General features: G+C 67.3%; 18 protein-coding genes. 9 read left to right on the top strand and 9 right to left on the bottom strand.

Going from position 1 to position 17,996, the window contains the following annotated elements:
* Window positions 1-30: 30 nt before the first annotated feature.
* The 5 genes from LO787_RS08220 to LO787_RS08200 all read right to left on the bottom strand — a co-directional run bounded on the left by LO787_RS08220 (window position 31) and on the right by LO787_RS08200 (window position 6,523).
* On the bottom strand, window positions 31-1,338 hold the full coding sequence (locus tag LO787_RS08220) for a M20/M25/M40 family metallo-hydrolase (RefSeq protein ID WP_232495358.1): 1,308 nt from the start codon (window positions 1,336-1,338) through the stop codon (window positions 31-33).
* Window positions 1,339-1,375: 37 nt separating this feature from the next.
* A complete protein-coding gene (locus tag LO787_RS08215; protein ID WP_232495357.1) occupies window positions 1,376-2,815 on the bottom strand; it encodes an alginate export family protein in 1,440 nt (479 codons plus the stop codon).
* A gap of 41 nt (window positions 2,816-2,856) precedes the next feature.
* A complete protein-coding gene (locus LO787_RS08210) occupies window positions 2,857-4,041 on the bottom strand; it encodes a benzoate/H(+) symporter BenE family transporter (RefSeq protein WP_232495356.1) in 1,185 nt (394 codons plus the stop codon).
* A gap of 10 nt (window positions 4,042-4,051) precedes the next feature.
* Window positions 4,052-5,377 (bottom strand): MFS transporter, encoded by a 1,326-nt coding sequence (locus LO787_RS08205; RefSeq protein WP_232495355.1) that lies wholly within the window; start codon window positions 5,375-5,377, stop codon window positions 4,052-4,054.
* A gap of 222 nt (window positions 5,378-5,599) precedes the next feature.
* Window positions 5,600-6,523, bottom strand: a complete 924-nt coding sequence (locus LO787_RS08200; RefSeq protein WP_232495354.1) for a LysR family transcriptional regulator — start codon at window positions 6,521-6,523, stop codon at window positions 5,600-5,602.
* Window positions 6,524-6,644: 121 nt separating this feature from the next.
* Here LO787_RS08200 and LO787_RS08195 point away from each other — a divergent pair, with 121 nt between their 5' ends.
* The 9 genes from LO787_RS08195 to LO787_RS08155 all read left to right on the top strand — a co-directional run bounded on the left by LO787_RS08195 (window position 6,645) and on the right by LO787_RS08155 (window position 14,253).
* Entirely contained in the window at window positions 6,645-7,802 is a 1,158-nt protein-coding gene (locus tag LO787_RS08195; RefSeq protein WP_232495353.1) for a muconate/chloromuconate family cycloisomerase, read from the top strand.
* A gap of 5 nt (window positions 7,803-7,807) precedes the next feature.
* The gene (gene catC / locus LO787_RS08190) at window positions 7,808-8,098 is read left to right on the top strand and encodes a muconolactone Delta-isomerase (RefSeq protein WP_232495352.1); all 291 of its coding nucleotides are present in this window, start codon (window positions 7,808-7,810) and stop codon (window positions 8,096-8,098) included.
* A gap of 42 nt (window positions 8,099-8,140) precedes the next feature.
* A complete protein-coding gene (locus LO787_RS08185) occupies window positions 8,141-9,061 on the top strand; it encodes a dioxygenase family protein (protein WP_232495351.1) in 921 nt (306 codons plus the stop codon).
* Window positions 9,062-9,086: 25 nt separating this feature from the next.
* Complete coding sequence (locus LO787_RS08180) at window positions 9,087-10,436, top strand: SRPBCC family protein (RefSeq protein ID WP_232495350.1); 1,350 nt, start codon at window positions 9,087-9,089, stop codon at window positions 10,434-10,436.
* Window positions 10,433-10,948 (top strand): benzoate 1,2-dioxygenase small subunit, encoded by a 516-nt coding sequence (benB, locus tag LO787_RS08175; protein WP_232495349.1) that lies wholly within the window; start codon window positions 10,433-10,435, stop codon window positions 10,946-10,948. The genes LO787_RS08180 and benB overlap by 4 nt, the downstream gene beginning before the upstream one ends.
* A 178-nt stretch (window positions 10,949-11,126) precedes the next feature.
* Entirely contained in the window at window positions 11,127-11,912 is a 786-nt protein-coding gene (gene benD / locus LO787_RS08170; protein ID WP_232495348.1) for a benzoate diol dehydrogenase BenD, read from the top strand.
* 27 nt (window positions 11,913-11,939) lie between these two features.
* On the top strand, window positions 11,940-12,257 hold the full coding sequence (locus LO787_RS08165) for a 2Fe-2S iron-sulfur cluster-binding protein (RefSeq protein ID WP_232495347.1): 318 nt from the start codon (window positions 11,940-11,942) through the stop codon (window positions 12,255-12,257).
* A gap of 4 nt (window positions 12,258-12,261) precedes the next feature.
* Window positions 12,262-13,023 carry an alpha/beta fold hydrolase gene (locus tag LO787_RS08160; protein ID WP_232495346.1) on the top strand — a complete coding sequence of 254 codons (762 nt, stop codon included), beginning with the start codon at window positions 12,262-12,264 and terminating at the stop codon, window positions 13,021-13,023.
* A gap of 3 nt (window positions 13,024-13,026) precedes the next feature.
* The gene (locus tag LO787_RS08155; protein WP_232495345.1) at window positions 13,027-14,253 is read left to right on the top strand and encodes an NAD(P)/FAD-dependent oxidoreductase; all 1,227 of its coding nucleotides are present in this window, start codon (window positions 13,027-13,029) and stop codon (window positions 14,251-14,253) included.
* On the opposite strand, the gene speD is transcribed toward LO787_RS08155, so the two are convergent.
* Genes speD through LO787_RS08135 form a run of 4 tightly spaced genes read right to left on the bottom strand, consistent with a single transcriptional unit; the run spans window position 14,237 to window position 17,994 of the window.
* On the bottom strand, window positions 14,237-14,611 hold the full coding sequence (gene speD / locus LO787_RS08150) for an adenosylmethionine decarboxylase (protein WP_232495344.1): 375 nt from the start codon (window positions 14,609-14,611) through the stop codon (window positions 14,237-14,239). The two genes, LO787_RS08155 and speD, sit on opposite strands and share 17 nt — an antisense overlap.
* 2 nt (window positions 14,612-14,613) lie before the next feature.
* Window positions 14,614-16,227 carry an NAD(P)-binding protein gene (locus tag LO787_RS08145; RefSeq protein ID WP_232495343.1) on the bottom strand — a complete coding sequence of 538 codons (1,614 nt, stop codon included), beginning with the start codon at window positions 16,225-16,227 and terminating at the stop codon, window positions 14,614-14,616.
* Complete coding sequence (locus LO787_RS08140; protein ID WP_232495342.1) at window positions 16,217-17,779, bottom strand: polyamine aminopropyltransferase; 1,563 nt, start codon at window positions 17,777-17,779, stop codon at window positions 16,217-16,219. Before LO787_RS08140 ends, LO787_RS08145 begins: the two co-directional genes overlap by 11 nt.
* A gap of 5 nt (window positions 17,780-17,784) precedes the next feature.
* Window positions 17,785-17,994, bottom strand: coding sequence for a DUF350 domain-containing protein (locus tag LO787_RS08135; RefSeq protein WP_232495341.1), 210 nt, complete (start codon window positions 17,992-17,994; stop codon window positions 17,785-17,787).
* Between the last annotated feature and the right edge of the window lie 2 nt (window positions 17,995-17,996).

Here is a 17,996-nt window from a genome sequence, read left to right as displayed (position 1 = left end):
GGACGCACGCGAACGTGCGTCCGGTGCCCCTCAGCGCTTCACACGCTCGGCGCTCAGCCGGGTCATGAGAAGGGCTGCGCGCTTGATCTGGCGCGGGAAACTGGAGAGATCGACGCGCTCTTCCGGCGTATGATCGCCGCTGCTGCTCGGGCCGAGGCCTGCAAGACCATCAACATCTCCCGCCACGAAGCTGATGTCGCCCGCGCCGCGCTTCAGCGGGTCGAGTGCAGGCATCGTGGGCAGCGCGAGGTCGGCATTGATCGTGTTGAGCCGGTCCAGCAGCTTCTGGTTGCCCGGTGTCGGAGCCATCGGTGGGTAGCCGTCCTTGAACGCGATCTTCGCATCGGTTTCCGGCAGGTGCGCGGCGACGATGGCCTGCATCTTCGCCTTGACCCGCTCCACCTGATCGGGCGTCAGGGCGCGGAAGTCGCCCTTGGCGATGGCGACGGGCGGGATGATGTTGGTCTTGCCGGTCGCCTCGACCTGCGCCTCGTCTGCGCTCAGCTTCGCCGTCGCACCGCCCGCGACGATGCCGATGTTGAAGGTGAGGTTGGGCTCCGGCAGCTCCCGGCGGAAAGCGTCGATGATCCGCGCCAGTTCATAGACCGCACCGCTGCCGACGCTGGGCGAGAATATGCCGCTCGAATGCGCCGTCTTGCCGGTGACGGTGATGGTGTAATCCCCGGCGGAGCGTCGCGCGACAGAGCCGTAGTCCTGCCCGTCGATCATCACCAGTCCCTCGAAGTCGAGCGCCACGTCAGCCCGCTTGCCTGCTGCGATAAGGTCGGCGCGGGCGATGGACGTCGGCGTGCCGGAAGCTTCCTCGTCTCCGGTCAGCACGACTTCGATGTTGGCGTTGGCCAGCGTACCCGCCGCCTTCATCGCCCTGAGCGCCGCCAGCATCACGACGATGCCGCCCTTGTCGTCGCCCGCACCGGGGCCGTGGAGCATGTCGCCCTCCCGCCTGGCGGTCTGGAACGGCGAACTCGGCTCGAACACCGTGTCGAGGTGGCCGATCAGCAGCATCCGCGTCGTGCCGACCTTGCCCTTGTGCGTGGCGATCAGGTGCCCGGCGCGCTTGACCTGATCCATCGGTACCCAGCGCACCGCAAAGCCCAGCGCCTCCAGTTCGGGCGCGACCATGTCGCGCACCTTCTTCACGCCCTCGACGTTGCGCGTGCCGCTGTTCTGCGCGACCAGTCTTTCGAGAAGGTCGAGGTTCTGCGCCGCCCCCGCATCGGCCGAAGCGACGATCTTCTGTTCGACGGACGATATCCGGGCAAGGGCGGGGCCGGAGACGAGCAGCAGCGGCAATGCTGCGAGGAGGGCGCGGTTCATGGCCGCAACGATACCGCGCCGGAGCCTCGGGGCAAGGTCAGATGCGGAAGGTCAGGTAACCCGCCGCGTAGAACAGGTCGCGCCCCGGCTTGAACTTCTCCGAAACGTCGCCGTAGATCGTGTAGAAGCCAAGCGTCGTGAACGGATTGAGCATATAGCGCCCGGCCGCCGTGGCGCGCGTGCCGAAGAAGCGGGAATCGCTCTCGTTGCCGCGCCGCAGAACCTGCCCGCCGAGCGAGTAGACGCCGTCGTGGATCGAGGTGCGCCACAGCCCCGCCGCCGAGAAGTCCAGTGTCAGCTTGCTCGTCGGCTGCAGCGTCAGCTGGGGCTGGAAGATCATCAGGTTGTGCGGCCCGAGGTCGCCATTGTAGGTGAGAGGCTTCGGGAACAGTGGCCCGTAAGTACCGATTTTTCCGTCATTCGGATTGCGATCGCCCGAGCCGACGTCGATCCGCAGCCCCAGCTTCGGCTTCCATCCACCCTGCCAGCCGTGCGCTACGGTGCCAGTGACATAATAGGCGTCGATGTCGAGATCGCCGAACGAGCCCCACTGCCTGATGCCCTCGACGTCGATGCTCCAGGCATCGGCCTTGCCCGCATAGCGCAGCGACAGCGTGCGGCGCTGGTCGCGTGCCGCGGGCTCGCTGTCGAACGCGACGCTGGCGCGGTCGGACGTGATGAACAGCGCCTCCGCGCGGCCTGTATGGCTGCCCGCCCCGAAATTGCGACCTGCATGCACGCCGGTCAAATCGTAGTCTTGGTTGGTCTTGTCGTCGAAAGTTCCCAGCTTTTCGAGGACAGCGTGACCCGTCAGGAACCCACCGTCCCACTTGCCTGCCGTGCCCATGACGCGCAGCAGATCCAGCGAACGGCGGGTGTTCGCGCCCTCGCGCATGTCGAACACGGTCTGGTTGCCGATGCCGATCTCCTGCCGCCCGAGCCGCGCGGTGATCTTCGCGCCGCCGACCGGGACATGCGCCTCGATGAAAGCCTGGTTGAAGTCGAGGCGGCCTTCCTCGATCGGGGCCATCACGGAATCGAGCCCGGAACTGGTGGCGTGCTCAAGGTCTACGAAGGCCCGCAGAATGCCTTCGATCTGGAGGTCGCCCCAGACGCGGGTGCGTTGCTGGAAGTTGCCGTCGTCGTCCTGAGGGCCGCGGCCCCAGCGTTCGCCGAGGCGCAGTTCGGGGCGCAGGCGCAGTTCGCCGCCGAGTGTCGCGTAAGTATCTCCAGCGATGGGAATATACTTGAGGCGGGTCCAGAGGTTGGCGTCGCGGACCGCGCGGAAGCTGGAGTAGTCCTCGTCGTGGTTGATCGGCTTGAACGCGGGCTTCGGGGCCTTGGGGCGATTCGGGGTTTCGGGTGCGGCGGCTTCGACGGAGACGGCTGTATCCGTCTGTTTTGCTTCGGTTTCTGCAGGCAGGGCAGGGGCTTGGGCGGTGGCTGCGGCGAGGGCGTGCGCCATGATCTGGAACATTGGTATTCTCCCGTTTTATCGTTTGTCTTTGAGCGGGGCGGCTAGCCGGCCGCCGCTTGCGCCGGTCTCGACGCGATGGTCTGGAGCACGTGGACCGCAAGGCCGAAGATCAGCCCCCAGAAGGCCGATCCCAGTCCGAAAAGCGTTATTCCCGAGGTGCTTACCGCGAAGGTGACGAGCGCACCGTCGCGTCCCCGCTCTGCGCGCAGGGCGGTACTGAGCGACACCGAGACGACAGGGAACAGCGCCAGACCGGCACAGGCGGCGACCAGCGTGGCCGGGAGCATGGCGAAAAGCGCCAGCACGGTGGCCGCGAACGCGCCGTAGACGAGATAGGCCACGCCGCCCGCGATCCCGGCCACGTATCGCTTCGCCGGATCGGGGTGCGCGTCCGGCCCGAGGCAGATCGCGGCGGTGAACGCGGCAAGGTTGAGGCCATGGCAGCCGAACGGCGCGAGCAGGATCGAGCCGATGGCGCTCGCTGAGATGATCGGCCGCGCGTCGGGCTTTTCGTACCCCGCCGCGCGCAGCACGGCCATGCCGGGGAGGAACTGCCCGGTCAGCGCGACCACCGCCAGCGGTAGCGCGATGCTGGCCGTTACGGTCCAGTCGAAGCGGGGCGTCGTCCATACCGGCAGGGTCAGGCGCGGCGTGCCGATGGCGCCGGTCAACCCGCCCTCGATCATGGTCAGCGCCACGCCCGTCACCAGCACCGCGACCACCGCATAGCGCGGGGCGAGCACGCGTCCGGCGAAGAACGCGGCGATCATCGCGCAGACCATCAGGGGGGCGGAGGGCACCGCGCCCACCATGTCGATCACGAAGCGGAACAGGATGCCCGCCAGCATCGCGGCGGTGATCGCGGAAGGCAGCATCCCGATCAGCCGGTCGAACGCGCCCGACAGGCCGACCGCCAGCACCGCGAGGTTGGCGACGATATAGGCGCCCACCGCCGTCGCAAAGTCCGTCTGCGGCAGCATCGTCACCAGCAGCGCCGATCCGGGCGCGGACCACGCCACCACGATCGGCACCCGCCAGCGCCAGCTCAGCACGATGCCGAGCACGCCGCTGCCGATCGAGATCGCCCAGATCCATGAGGCGACGAGGGCCGGTTCCAGCCCCTTCGCGGCCTGGAACACGATCACCAGCGGCCCGGCGTAGGATATGGTGGTGGCGATGATCCCGGCGACGATCGCCGGGATCCACGATGTTTGCCTGGTGACCATGGTTATCGTCTCACGCCGCGAGGGCGTAGGTTTCCCGATGGCGCTGGCGGTTGCGGCTGACCGTGTAGACCGCCGTCGCCAGCACCGAGATCACGCCCGGAACCGCGAAGGCGAGGAAGTTCAGCGCCATCGGCAGTTGCGCGGCGAGCAGCAGCCCGCCCAGCATCGGACCGACGATGGCCCCCACGCGGCCCATGCCCGAGGCCCAGCCAAGCCCGGTCGAGCGGACCGACAGGCTGTAGAACTCCGCGACGCTGGCGTAGAGCAGGATCTGCGTGCCCGTGGTGCCCGCACCGGCGATGAAGATCAGCAGGTACAGCACCGGCATCGCGCTGTTGAGGCCGAGCAGAGAGATGCACAGCGCGCCCAGCGCGAAGTAGGCCATGACCACGCGCGGCAATCCGAAGCGGTCGGCAAGGCGGCCACCGGCGATGGCCCCGAACATCCCGCCGAAGTTGAGCGCGAGCAGGAACGACAGGCTGGAGCCGAGGCTGTAACCGGCGTTGCGCATCAGTTGCGGCAGCCACGAACCGAGCGCGTAGACCATCAGCAGGCAGCAGAAGAAGCACAGCCACATCGACAGCGTGCCGAGCGTGCGGTCGTTGCGGAACAGTTCGCCGACCGATGCGGGCGCAGCGGCTTCCTGATGGACGAGAGGACCGTCGATCGCGGCACCGGGGGCAAGGCGCCGCAGGATGGCGCGGGCCTTGTCCTGCTCACCCGAGCGGACGAGGAAGCCGGCCGATTCCGGCAGGCCGCGCAGGATCAGCGGCAGCAGCACCAGCGGGACCGCAGCGGCAAGGAACATCGCCTGCCATCCGAACAGCGGCAGCAGCCAGATGCCGAGGCCCGCCGCGACCATGCCGCCCACCGCGTAGCCGCTGAACATCAGCGCGACGAGGGTGCTCCGCATCCGCCTGGGCGCATATTCGTTGGTCAGCGCCACCGCATTGGGCATCAGTCCGCCGCAGCCCAGGCCCGCCGCGAAGCGCAGCACGCCGAACATCGTCGGCGTAGTGACGAAGCCGTTGAGGAAGGTGGCGAGGCTGAACAGCGTGAAGCACAAGGTGATGCACTTCTTGCGGCCGATCCGGTCGCCCAGCGGTCCGAACAGAAGCGCGCCGGACATCATTCCGAACAGTGCCCAGCTTGCCAGAGAACCGGCCTGCGGCGCGGTAAGTTGCCACTGCTCCATGAGCTTGGGAAGAACGACGCCATAAATGAATACGTCGTAGCCATCGACTATAAGCAGCAGCGCGCAGGCTATTACGATCTTGAGATGCAGATTTCCAAATCTGGCTTCGTCGACAACACGACTTACATCGATACCTTGCATATCGATTCCTCTCCCGTTTCACATTGTGTGATTTGTCGGGAAAGTGAATGACCTGTCGGGTTCCAACAAATACCGTTTAAGTCCCGTTCGAATACGCAAAAGGTATGACAGGCGCGATCCGGCGTCTTTTCACCTTCGTCATTGCGAGCGCAGCGAAGCAATCCAAAGTCGGCCCACGCCGCTGGATTGCTTCGCTGCGCTCGCAATGACGAAGGGGACCCCCTACAACTCCTCCGTCAGCGCCACCGGCACATCATACCCCCACTCCGCATATTGCCGCGCGATCACCGAGGCCATCAGCGCCAGTTCGGGCGAGCGGTCGCCAGGTCGGTGGCTCATGATGATGGGCGAGGTCGCAGGCTCCACCAATTCGCGGAAAGCGACGTCGTGGCTGCGCGCGCGGCGGACCGATTCCGGCACGATGGCCATGCCTTCCTCCGCCGCGACGAGGCCGATGGCGATCTGGAGTTCGCGCGCTTCATGCACCACGCGCGGTTCTATCGCATGGTCGCGGAACAGCGAAATCACCTGGTCGGCATAGCTGGGGCGCGGCGAGCGGGGGTAGATGATCTGCGGTTCCTCCGCGAGATCGCGCAGGGAGATGGGCTCGTCGCTCTGGGCGAGTGGGTGGTCGACCGGGAAGGCGGCGATCAGCTTTTCGTTGCGCAGGATGATGCGGCGCACCGCCGGATCCTCGAAGCGGATGCGACCGAAGCCAACGTCGATGCGGCCGTCCTTCAGCGCGGCGATCTGGTCGAGCGTCGTCGCCTCGACCATGACCAGTTCGACGTTCTCGGCCACCTTGCGGAATTCGCGGATCAGTTCGGGCAGGCGCGCGTAGATGGTGGAGGCGACGAAGCCGATCACCAGACGACGGCGCGGGCTGGTGGCCGCCGCCTTCACCATGGTCTCCACGTCCTCCATGCGCGCGAGCACCTGCAGCGCCTGCGCGTAAAGCAGCTTGCCGACCGAGGTCAGCCGCAGCGGACGGCTCGCCCGGTCGAGCAGCGCGGCGCCGACGTGGGCTTCCAGTTGCTGGATCGCGCGCGAGAGCGGCGGCTGCGCGATGTGCAGGCGCTCGGCCGCGCGGTTGAAGTTCCCTTCATCCGCCACCGCCACGAAATAGCGCAAAAGGCGCAGGTCCATCACGAGATACGTCTCCATCATACCGGTACGGTATAGGGCCCTGACCGCATTGATCTTTGAACGACCTGCTACGGAGGACTACCTCTCGCTCGAAAGCTAAGCATACGGGAGAGTCGCTGCAATGGCCGTGTTGAGCCGAGCCGATACCTTTATCGTCGATATCCCGACGATCAGGCCGCATGTGCTGGCCATGGCGACGATGCACGCCCAGTCGATGGTGATCGTCCGCCTGACCGACGCGGACGGCGTCGAGGGGCTGGGCGAGGGCACCACGATCGGCGGGCTCAGCTACGGCGAGGAAAGCCCCGAGAGCATCAAGTCCGCGATCGACACCTACATCGTTCCGGTGCTGGAAACCTGCGACATCGCGCAGGTTGGCGCGACGATGGCGAAGATCGCCAAGTGCGTGCGCGGCAACCACTTCGCCAAGTGCGCGGTCGAAACCGCGCTGCTGGACATGCAGGGCAAGCGCCTCGGCGTGCCGGTGTCGGAGCTGATCGGCGGCGGGCGCGTGCGCGACAGCCTGCCGGTCGCCTGGACGCTCGCCAGCGGCGACACCGCCCGCGACATCGCCGAGGGCGAGGCCATGCTGGAGGCGCGCCGCCACCGCATCTTCAAGCTCAAGATCGGCAAGCGCGACGTGCGGGACGACGTCGCCCACGTCGGCGCGATCTGCAAGGCGCTGGGCGACCGCGCGAGCGTGCGCGTGGACGTCAACCAGAACTGGAGCGAGGCGCAGGCCAAGCTCGGCATGAAGATGCTCCTCGATGTCGGCTGCGACCTTGTCGAACAGCCCATCGCGGGCGACGCGATCGCCGCCATGGCGCGGTTGTCGAAGTCGCAGGCGGTGCCGCTGATGGCGGACGAGGCCTTGCACGGCCCGCGCTCGGCGCTGCGGATCGCCGCTGCCAATGCGGCGGGCGTCTTCGCGCTCAAGATCGCGCAGTCGGGCGGCCTCTTCGCCACGGCGGAAGTTGCCGCCATCGGCACCGCGGCGGGGATCGGGCTCTATGGCGGCACGATGCTGGAAGGCAGCGTCGGCACCGTCGCTTCGGCCCATGTCTTCGCGACGCTGCCTGAACTCGCCTGGGGCACCGAGCTGTTCGGCCCGCTGCTCCAGACCGAGGAAATCCTGAGCGAACCGCTCGCCTACGGCGACTTCTCGCTTGCCGTTCCGACCGGGCCAGGCCTCGGCATCGCGCTCGACGAGGACAAGATCGCCTTCTTCCGGCGCGACCGGAAGGCCCCCGCCCTCCACGCCGTCAACGCAGGAGCCTGAGACACATGCTTTTCATGGTCGAAATGGACGTCAATATCCCCCTGGACTTCGATCCGGCGGAAGCCACGCGGATCAAGGCGGAGGAGAAGGCCTACTTCCAGACGTTGCAGCAGGCGGGCACCTGGCGGCACATCTGGCGCAAGGTCGGGCTCTATTCCAACGTCTCGATCTTCGATGTCGAGAGCAATGCGGCGCTGCACGACACGCTGATGGCGCTGCCGCTCTACCCCTTCATGACGATGAAGATCACGCCGCTCGCCCGGCATCCCTCCTCAATCCATGACGACGATCGCTGATCGTCAAACCCCCATGACCGCCAACGAACGGGAGAGAATATAATGGACATCAGCTTCGTACAGACCCCGGAAATCCAGCAGCTGCTCGACCGCGCCGCAGGCGTGAACGAGAGCGGCGGCAACCCCCGCCTCAAGGCCATCGTGCGCGACCTGACGCAGAGCGTGATGGAACTGATCGTCAAGCACGACATCTCCGAGAGCGAGTTCTGGCTGGCGATGAAGTACCTCGCGGACAGCTCGGCCGAGATCGGCCTGATCGTTCCGGGCACCGGCATCGAGCACTTCCTCGACCTCTACATGGACGCCAAGGACGCCGAGGCGGGCCTGACCGGCGGCACCCCGCGCACCATCGAAGGCCCGCTCTACGTCGCAGGTGCGCCGCTGGTGGAAGGCAACGTCAACCTCAGCACCGATCCCGACGAGGGCACGCAGGTGCTGCACATGACCGGCACGATCACCGGCCCTGACGGCGAACCGGTACAAGGCGCCATCGTCCATGTCTGGCATGCGAACTCGAAGGGCTGGTACTCGCACTTCGACCCGACGAGCGAGCAGACCCCGTTCAACAACCGCCGTCGCATCAAGCTGGGCTCCGATGCGCGCTATGCGTTCCACTCCAAGCAGCCGAGCGGCTATTCCGTGCCGCCGCAGGGCGCGACCGACCAGCTGATGCAGGCGCTCGGCCGCCACGGCAATCGCCCGGCGCACGTCCACTTCTTCATCGAGGCGCCCGGCTATCGCACGCTGACGACGCAGATCAACTTCGGCGACGACCCCTTCGCCGCGGACGACTTCGCCTTCGGCACCCGCGAGGGCCTGCTGCCGGTGCCGAGCCGCCAGGGCGACAGCGCCTACATCCAGTTCGACTTCCAGCTGCAGCGCGCTCACGACGCGGGCGACGAGGGCTTCTCCTCCCGCACCCGCGCCGAGGCCACTCCGCTGCCCGAAGCCGAGACCGTCTGACAACCACGAAACGGAAGACAGGATCATGCACGAACATCTGATGAGCCGCGTCGCGACCGCCGTGGTCGACGACCCCGAGACCGGCCTGTTCCGCTGCCGCCGCGACGTCTTCACCGACCCGGCGCTGTTCGAACTCGAAATGAAGTACATCTTCGAGAGCAACTGGGTCTACGTCGCGCACGAAAGCCAGCTCGAGAAGAAGAACGACTACTTCACGACCTGGATCGGCCGCACCCCGGTGATCCTGACCCGCGCCAAGGACGGCGGCGTCAACTGCGTGGTCAATGCCTGTGCGCATCGCGGCGCCAAGCTGTGCCGCCGCAAGCGGGGCAATCAGCCGCTGTTCGTGTGCCCCTTCCACGGCTGGAGCTTCAAGACCGACGGCACGCTGATGCGCGCCAAGGACGCCAGCACCGGCGCCTATCCGGACAGCTTCAACCATGAAGGCTCGCACGACCTGACCAAGGCCCGCGTCGAAAGCTATCGCGGCTTCATCTTCGCCTCGCTCAACCACGATGTCCTCCCGCTGGAGCAGCATCTGGGCGAGGCGAAAGTCATCATCGACCAGATGGTCGACCAGGCGCCCGAGGGTCTGGAAGTGCTCACCGGCAATTCCACCTACACCTTCGACGGCAACTGGAAGATGCAGATGGAGAACGGCTGCGACGGCTACCACGTCAGCTCCGTTCACGAGAACTACCAGTCCACCATGGGCCGTCGCGCCGAAGGCGGCACCAAGGCGGTCGACGCCAACGGCTGGTCGAAGGCCCCTGCAAGCGGCGTCTACGGCTTCGAGCACGGCCACATCCTGCTCTGGACGCAGGTGCTGAACCCCGAAGTCCGCCCGATCTGGAGCCACAAGGCGGCGCTGGACGAACGTCTGGGTGAGGATCGCGCGAAGTTCATCCTCGAACAGACCCGCAATCTGGCGCTCTATCCGAACGTGTTCCTGATGGACCAGTTCTCCACCCAGATCCGCGTGGTGCGCCCGATCGACGTGCACACCACCGAAGTCACGATCTACTGCTACGCCCCCAAGGGCGAAAGCGCCGAGGATCGCGCCCACCGCATCCGCCAGTACGAGGACTTCTTCAACGTCACCGGCATGGGCACGCCTGACGATCTGGAGGAATTCCGCAGCTGCCAGAAGGCTTACGAAGGCGCGGGCGAACTGTGGAACGACCTCAGCCGTGGCGCTACCCGCTGGATCGCCGGTCCGGATGCCAATGCGAAGGCGATGGGCATGAACCCGCTGCTCTCCAGCGAGCGCAGCGAGGACGAGGGCCTCTTCGTGCGCCAGCACGAGTTCTGGGCGCAGATCATGCTCGACGGCATGGCCAAGGATGCCAGTCCCATGCTGGAGGCCGCGGAATGACCCTCGTTCTCGAAAAGACCGCCGCGGCGCTGTCCTACGCCGACATCTGCGCCTTCCTCTACCGCGAGGCGCGCCTGCTCGACGATCGCGAGTTCGACGAATGGCTGGAATGCTATTCGGAGGCCGCGGAGTACTGGATGCCCGCGTGGACCGACGACGATGCGCTGACCACCGATCCGCAGACCGAGATCTCGCTGATCTACTATGGGAACCGCAAGGGCCTCGAAGACCGCGTCTATCGCCTCAACACCGAGCGTTCGTCGGCCAGCACGCCGGAGGCGCGCACGGCGCACTTCATCGGCAACGTCGAAGTGCTGGAGACGCGCGAAGGCGCCGTGGACCTGCGCTACAACTGGAACACGCTCGCCCACCGTTACCAGCAGACGCAGCAGTTCTTCGGAACAACGTTCCTGACGCTCGACACATCCGGCGAGACGCCGAAGATCCTGAAGAAGAAGATCGTCCTCAAGGACGACTACATTCACCAGGTCATCGACGTCTACCACGTCTGATGGTGAGAGCAGCCATGGTTCATCATCCTGAAGCATATGCCGCAATCGCCTCCAAAACCTCGTCATTGCGAGGAGGCGCAGCCGACGAAGCAATCCAGCGCTGCACGACGTTGCCGATGGATTGCTTCGCTCCGCTCGCAATGACGAGCGGGGGAGCAACCGCTTCGGAGGTCGCAGCATGATCTTCGCAGGACGGTTCGCCGGCAAGGTCATGGTCGTGACCGGCGCGGCGCAGGGCATCGGGGCGGGCGTCGCCACCCGCGCGGCGGCGGAAGGAGCGAGTGTCGTCCTCGTCGACCGCGCCGACTTCGTGACCGAGGTGGAAGAGGCCATCGTCGCATCGGGCGGCAAGGCCGTGTCCGTGCAATGCGACCTCGAAACCTACGAGGGCGCGGCGCAGGCTATGGCGGCGGCGGTATCAGCGTTCGGACGCATCGACATTCTCGTCAACAACGTCGGCGGCGCGATCCGGATGCGGCCCTATGCCGAGTTTGAGCCCGCACAGATCGACGCGGAAATCCGCCGTTCGCTGATGCCCACGCTCTACTGCTGCCATGCGGTGCTGCCCGCGATGCTGGGGCAGGGTGCAGGCACCATCGTCAACCTCTCGTCCAACGCCACGCGCGGCATCCGCCGGGTGCCCTATTCGGCGGCCAAGGGCGGGATCAACGGGCTGACGCAGGCGCTCGCCATGGAATATGCCGAAGCGGGCATCCGCGTCGTCGCGACCGCACCCGGCGGCACCAGCGCGCCGCCACGCCGCGTCGCCCGCAATGCCGAGGGCGACAATGCTCAGGAACAGGCGTGGATGGCCGAAGCAGTCGCGCAAGTGACCTCCTCCGCCTTCCTGAAGCGCTACGGCACGCTGGAGGAGCAGATCGCCCCGATCCTCTTCCTCGCATCGGACGAGGCCAGCTACGTGACCGGATCGGTGCTTCCGGTCGCCGGCGGCGACATCGGCTGACACGCCACTTCACAGGAATACGACAAAGTGCCCAGACTGATCGTCGTCGACCGTTCGGGAGACGAAACCGCCATCGACGCCCGCGAGGGCGTGACCGTGATGGAAGCCATCCGCGACAACGGCTTCGACGAGCTGCTCGCACTGTGCGGAGGCTGCTGTTCCTGCGCGACCTGCCATGTCTTCGTGGACGCGGACTGGGCCGACCGGGCCGGTGCGCCGGGCGAGGACGAGAACGACCTGCTCGACAGCTCCGACCATCGCGGCCCGCTCTCGCGCCTGTCCTGCCAGATCGCGCTGAGCCCCGCGCTCGACGGCCTGCGCGTCACCATCGCCCCGGAGGATTGAGCCCATGCCCTTCACCCCAGACGGCATCTACTGGAAGCGCGACGGGATCGAGGATGCGCCCGCGCTGGTGCTGCTCAATTCCATCGGCACCGACATGGACCTGTGGGAGCCGGTGCTGCCGTTCCTGCGCGAACGCTTCGCCCTGCTGCGGATCGACACGCGCGGCCATGGTGCGTCGCGGGCCGAGCCGGGCGACCTGACCCTCGCCATGCTGGCCGACGACGTGCTGGCTGCCGCCGATGCTGCCGGGTTCTCGCGCTTTGCGCTGGCGGGCGTGTCGCTCGGCGGCATGATCGGCATGGAACTCGCCCTGCGCGCGCCGGAGCGGGTGGAGAAGCTGATCCCCGTCTGCACGTCGGCAACGATGGACAGCGCGTCGTGGAACGACCGCGTCGCGAAGGTGCGGGGTGAGGGCATGGCCGCGATCGCGCAGCTGGCGATGGGCCGCTTCCTCTCCGACGCCGCCAGCCCCGCGACCTATCAGACCGTGCTGCGCCAGTTGCTGTCCATGGACGCCGAGGGCTACGCGGCGTGCGGTGCGGCGATCCGCGACATGGACCTCGCCACCCGCATCGTCGCAATCGCCGCGCCGACGCTGGTCGTCACCGGCACCCGCGACACCTCGACCCCGTTGGAGGGCCACGGCGAGCACCTGCTGGCGACCATTCCCGGCGCGCAGCACCTGTCGCTCGAAGCGGCGCACCTGGCCCCCCTCGAAGCGCCCGGTGAACTCGCGGCGGGCATGATCCGGTTCCTGCAGGACTGAGCCATGAGCAAATCAGACATCGTCATCGTGGGAGCGGGACATGGTGGAGCGCAGTGTGCGCTTGCCCTGCGCCAGAACGGGTTCGAGGGGACCATCACCGTCATCGGCCGCGAGCCGGAGTATCCGTATGAGCGTCCGCCGCTCTCGAAGGAGTACTTCGCACGGGAGAAGACCTTCGACCGGCTCTACATCCGCCCGCCGACGTTCTGGGCGGAGAAGGACGTGGCGTTCCGGCTCGGCACCGAGGTGACGAAGGTGGACGCCTCGGCGAAGGAACTGACGCTCTCGGACGGCAGCACGTTCGGCTACGGCAGGCTGGTCTGGGCGACGGGCGGCGATCCGCGGCGGCTGTCGTGCTCGGGCGCGGATCTGGCGGGCGTCCATGCGGTGCGCACCCGCGAGGACTGCGACACGCTGATGGCCGAGGTCGATGCCGGGACGAAGAACATCGTCGTCATCGGCGGCGGTTATATCGGGCTGGAAGCGGCGGCGGTGCTCTCGAAGATGGGGCTGAACGTGACGCTGCTCGAAGCGCTGCCGCGGGTGCTGGCGCGCGTGGCGGGCGAGGAACTGTCCGAGTTCTACCAGAACGAGCATCGCGCGCATGGCGTCGACCTGCGCACGGGGGTGGCGGTCGAATGTCTGGAGGGTGACGGTCATCGTGTCACCGGCGTAAAGCTGGCGGATGGCGAGATCGTGCCTGCCGAGGCGGTGATCGTCGGCATCGGCATCGTGCCTGCGGTCGGCCCGCTGATCGTGGCGGGGGCATCGGGCGCGAACGGGGTGGACGTGGACGAGTTCTGCCGCACCTCGCTGCCGGACGTCTACGCCATCGGCGACTGCGCGGCCTTCGCCTGCGACTATGCGGGCGGCACGGTGATGCGCGTGGAATCGGTGCAGAACGCCAACGACATGGCGACCTGCGTGGCCAAGGCGATCTGCGGGGACGAGAAGCCGTACAAGGCGTTCCCGTGGTTCTGGTCGAACCAGTACGATCTCAAGCTGCAGACGGCGGGGATCAACATGGGCTTCGACCGGACCGTGGTGCGCGGCGATGTCGAGGGGCGTTCGTTCTCGGTGGTGTACCTGAAGGACGGGCGCGTGGTGGCGCTGGACTGCGTGAACATGGTCAAGGACTACGTGCAGGGCCGCAAGCTGGTCGAAGCCGGCGCGGCGCCCGATGTGGAGCGCCTCGCCGATGCGGGGACGCCGCTCAAGGAAATGGTGTAGCGCCCGGAACGCGCAGCCGCCGGATCGTGTGCCGTTCCCGCACGGTGCCGCGCAGGCGCTGGCGGATGGTTTCCAGCCCGGCCTCGGGATCGGCGGTCTCTCCGCAGACGAACAGGTCGACGGCGGCGAGACCGTCCTCGGGCCAGGTGTGGATCGAGATATGCGATTCCGCCAGCAGCGCCACGCCCGTCACGCCCATGCCCGCGCCGAAGTGGTGAAGCCGCACGTCCAGCACCCTGACGCGCGCCGCCTCCGCTGCCTCGCGCAGCGTCACCTCAATCAGCGCTAGGTCGTCGAGCCCGTGGGCGTCGGCGATATCGGCGATCAGGTGGACGCTGGTGCCTGCGCTGTGAGCCATGGTCAGGCGATGCTTTCGTAGGCGAAGCCGAGGTGCTCCAGCGCGCGCTCGGCGGCGGTGACCCCGTGGTGGTGGGCTTCCTCGAACAGTGACAGGCCACTGAGGTCGGAATGGGCGAATAGCACCGGCGGCGCGGAAGCGCGCGCGGCAAGCCGGGCCGGCTCGGTCAGGAAGCCGGGCGTCGGGCGGATCATCGCGTGGCCCCAGCGCCAGATGTCGATCCGCTCGATCGCGCCGTCGAGATCGGGGTTCATCTCCAGCAGATCCTCCCGCACGATCGCCTGCCAGCGTTCCAGCGAGCGGGTGAGCAGGATCTTGCGTGCCTCCTCCGGCGTCTCACGCGAGAGGGGCATGTACCAGGTGAGCACGGTCGGCCCGGCCCCACTGGAATTCTGGTGCGTGGCGACGACGTAGCCGAGCGACTCGCTCGCACTCGACACGTTGTCCCACGCCAGCGGCACGCCCTTGCCTTCGGGGTGCCGGTTCACGGTGACGTTGGCGACGACCCAAGGGGCATAGCTGAACCCGCCTTCCGCGCAGAGACCCGGCGCGACGCGAGCCGCCACGAAATGCGGCATGGCGAGGATCGCGGTACGTGCGCGAAGGCGACGGCTGCGGCGCGATGCGTGATCGAACACGTCGATCTCGGCATGGCTATCCGCTGTCCGCGCCACTCGGAATACACTGTGCGCCGGGCGCAGTTGGTGCCCGATCCGCTCGGCCATCAGCGTCGCGAGGCGGTCGTTGCCTTCGGGCCAGGTCAGTTCCCGGTCGCCGTTGCCGTGGGCCGCCCACCCGCGCCGCGCGGCGAAGTAGTGGATGCCCGCCCATGCCGAGACATGCTCCGGCTCGGCGCCGTAATCGTCCCGGCAGCAATAGCGCAGATAGGCGCGCAGCGCCGGGGCGGTGAACCCCTCGGCGTCGAGCCAGGCGGCGAAGGTCATGCCGTCGAGCACGGTGAAGCGCGGGTCGGTGCTCGACAATGCCATCGGGATCGCGAAGGCAGGGCGGCCATCCTTGCCCTCCGCCTCCCGATACTCCGAGATGCGTGCGTCGAAGGCCTTGCGCTGGGCGAGTTCGGGCTCGGGCAGGGCGCTCTGCGGAACCAGCCCTTCCTGCCACCTGCCGCGCCACAGCAACCGTTCCTCAAGGTCGGCGCAGAGCTGGTAGGGATCGTAGACCGGCCCCTGCGGCGTATCGCCGACGATCATGCCGAAGCCGCGCAGCATGTGGCGCAGCGCCCCGGCCTCGCGGTTGGGCACCGGCAGGTAATGCGCGCCGAGCGGATAGGCACTGACGGCGTTGCGGCCCGAGCGGGCATTGCCTCCGGTGCGGTCCTCCAGTTCGAACAGCGCGAAATCCTCGAACCTGGCCTCGGCGAAGCGCCAGCCCGCAGCCAGCCCGGCGACGCCGCCGCCGCAGATCGCGACGCCGATCTCCTCGACCGGACCTTCGGGCGGCGGAAAGCGCCGGTCGCGCAGCAGGTGCCCGCGCCGCCAGTCCGCACCGTCGAGCGTGCCCGCCATCGCGGGCGCCGCGCATCCCCCCGCCAGCGCCGTGCCGAGCACCGCCGAGCCGCCGGCAAGCACGCCGCGACGGCTCGTCTCAGCCTTCATAGCGGCCCCACTCGCGCGCGAAGCTGCGGACGAGCGCCTGATTGTCGAGCCGGTTAACAGGCGTTGGGCGGCGCGCCATGTCGGGCGGGAAGTCGAACATCGCCCGCTCGCTCGATTGCGTGAGGAACCTCAGATGAGCGGGCAGGCGCACGGCGTCGCCGATGGGATTGTGGGCGGCAAGGGTGAAGCCCCACTCGCCGAAGCTCGGCACATAGGCGTGATAGCCGCGCGCCCGGAAACCTGCGGCTTCCAGCGTCGTTGCGACGGTCCAGTAGGACTGCGGCGCGACCAGCGGCGAGGTGCTCTGCACCGTCATCACGCCGTCCGGGGCAAGCAGGCGCGAGACTTCGCGGTAGAAGCTTTCGGTATAGAGCTTGCCGAGCGAGAACTCGGTCGGATCGGGAAAGTCCACGATCACCGCGTCATAGCTGTCCCGCGCCTCGCGCACCCAGCGGAACGCATCGGCGTTGAGCACGCGCAGGCGCGGCGAGGCGAGCGATCTCGCGTTGAGCGCCGAGAGCTGCGGCGTATCGCGGAACAGGCGCGTCATCTCCGGGTCGAGATCGACGAGGGTGACGCGCTGCACGCGCGGATCGCGCAGCACTTCGCGCGCGGCAAGGCCGTCTCCGCCGCCAAGGATCAGGACGTTGGCGGGCTTCGCCACGCGGCCCAGCACCGGCCAGACCAGCGCCTCGTGATAGCGATACTCGTCGCGCGTGGAGAACTGGAGGTTGCCGTTGAGGTAGAGCCGCAGGTCGTCGCCGCGCCGGGTCAGGACGATGCGCTGGTACGGCGTGGAGCGGGCGTAGATCACCGGCTCGGCGTAGAAGGCCACTTCGGACCAGCGCTGCAACCGGTCGGCATAGGCCATCCCGGCGAGCAGGCTGGCGGCGACGATCAGCGCGGCGGCGACGTCCACCACGATGCGGCGCTGATGGCGCAGTGCGACCAGCAAAGCCAGCGCGACGGCGACGTTGGCCAGCCCGAACACGAAGCCGGTGCGCATCATCCCCAGCCACGGCACCAGCACCAGCGGGAACAGCAGCGAAGCGATCAGCGCGCCGACGTAGTCGTAGGTCAGGACGTTGGAGACAAGTTCCCGGAACGCGAAGCGGTGGCGCAGGATGCGGATAAGGAGCGGGATCTCCAGCCCCACGAGCACGCCGATCGCCAGCACCAGCGCATAGAGCACGATCCGGAAATCGCCGACGAGGGGGAACAGCAGGAACAGCCCCGCCGCCGACCAGCCTCCCAGCGCCGCGATCAGGATCTCGACCCGCACGAAGACGCCCATTTCGTCGCGCCGGACGTGGCGAGACAGCCAACTGCCGACGCCCATCGCGAAGAGGTAGGTGCCGATCACCGTCGAGAACTGGGTGACGCTGTCGCCCAGCAGGTAGCTGGCAAGAGTGCCCGCAAGCAGTTCGTAGATCAGGCCGCAGGTGGCGACGACCAGCACGGAGACGAGCAGGATCACCGCCAGCGACGCGGGCGCGCGGTCTGCGGATCGGGTATCGGTCACGACATTGGGTACAGGATCGGCCTCGGCCATGCGGGTCAGCCGTGGATGGCGGCGGCGATGATGTTCGAGATGCCGATGGCCACCGCGCCTGCGAGCAGGGCGACCGCGGTGTTGCGCTTCTCGATGATCTCGCGCCACAGCTCCCCGGGCGTGAGCTTGTCGACCAGCACGAAGCTGACCACGAAGATCAGGATGCCGAGCCCGGCGTAGAGCAGGGTGGCGAGGAAGACCGTGAGTGTCAGCATGG

Source organism: Novosphingobium kaempferiae, assembly GCF_021227995.1.
In the GTDB taxonomy this organism is placed as follows: Bacteria; Pseudomonadota; Alphaproteobacteria; order Sphingomonadales; family Sphingomonadaceae; genus Novosphingobium; species Novosphingobium kaempferiae.
This window is presented reverse-complemented; position numbering and strand designations above follow the sequence as displayed.

Coding starts and splice junctions, on each gene's coding strand:
- LO787_RS08220 (WP_232495358.1), bottom strand. CDS start 1,338: ATGAACCGCGCCCTCCTCGCAGCATTGCCGCTGCTGCTCGTCTCCGGC.
- LO787_RS08215 (WP_232495357.1), bottom strand. CDS start 2,815: ATGTTCCAGATCATGGCGCACGCCCTCGCCGCAGCCACCGCCCAAGCC.
- LO787_RS08210 (WP_232495356.1), bottom strand. CDS start 4,041: ATGGTCACCAGGCAAACATCGTGGATCCCGGCGATCGTCGCCGGGATC.
- LO787_RS08205 (WP_232495355.1), bottom strand. CDS start 5,377: ATGCAAGGTATCGATGTAAGTCGTGTTGTCGACGAAGCCAGATTTGGA.
- LO787_RS08200 (WP_232495354.1), bottom strand. CDS start 6,523: ATGGACCTGCGCCTTTTGCGCTATTTCGTGGCGGTGGCGGATGAAGGG.
- LO787_RS08195 (WP_232495353.1), top strand. CDS start 6,645: ATGGCCGTGTTGAGCCGAGCCGATACCTTTATCGTCGATATCCCGACG.
- catC (WP_232495352.1), top strand. CDS start 7,808: ATGCTTTTCATGGTCGAAATGGACGTCAATATCCCCCTGGACTTCGAT.
- LO787_RS08185 (WP_232495351.1), top strand. CDS start 8,141: ATGGACATCAGCTTCGTACAGACCCCGGAAATCCAGCAGCTGCTCGAC.
- LO787_RS08180 (WP_232495350.1), top strand. CDS start 9,087: ATGCACGAACATCTGATGAGCCGCGTCGCGACCGCCGTGGTCGACGAC.
- benB (WP_232495349.1), top strand. CDS start 10,433: ATGACCCTCGTTCTCGAAAAGACCGCCGCGGCGCTGTCCTACGCCGAC.
- benD (WP_232495348.1), top strand. CDS start 11,127: ATGATCTTCGCAGGACGGTTCGCCGGCAAGGTCATGGTCGTGACCGGC.
- LO787_RS08160 (WP_232495346.1), top strand. CDS start 12,262: ATGCCCTTCACCCCAGACGGCATCTACTGGAAGCGCGACGGGATCGAG.
- LO787_RS08155 (WP_232495345.1), top strand. CDS start 13,027: ATGAGCAAATCAGACATCGTCATCGTGGGAGCGGGACATGGTGGAGCG.
- speD (WP_232495344.1), bottom strand. CDS start 14,611: ATGGCTCACAGCGCAGGCACCAGCGTCCACCTGATCGCCGATATCGCC.
- LO787_RS08145 (WP_232495343.1), bottom strand. CDS start 16,227: ATGAAGGCTGAGACGAGCCGTCGCGGCGTGCTTGCCGGCGGCTCGGCG.
- LO787_RS08140 (WP_232495342.1), bottom strand. CDS start 17,779: ATGGCCGAGGCCGATCCTGTACCCAATGTCGTGACCGATACCCGATCC.
- LO787_RS08135 (WP_232495341.1), bottom strand. CDS start 17,994: ATGCTGACACTCACGGTCTTCCTCGCCACCCTGCTCTACGCCGGGCTC.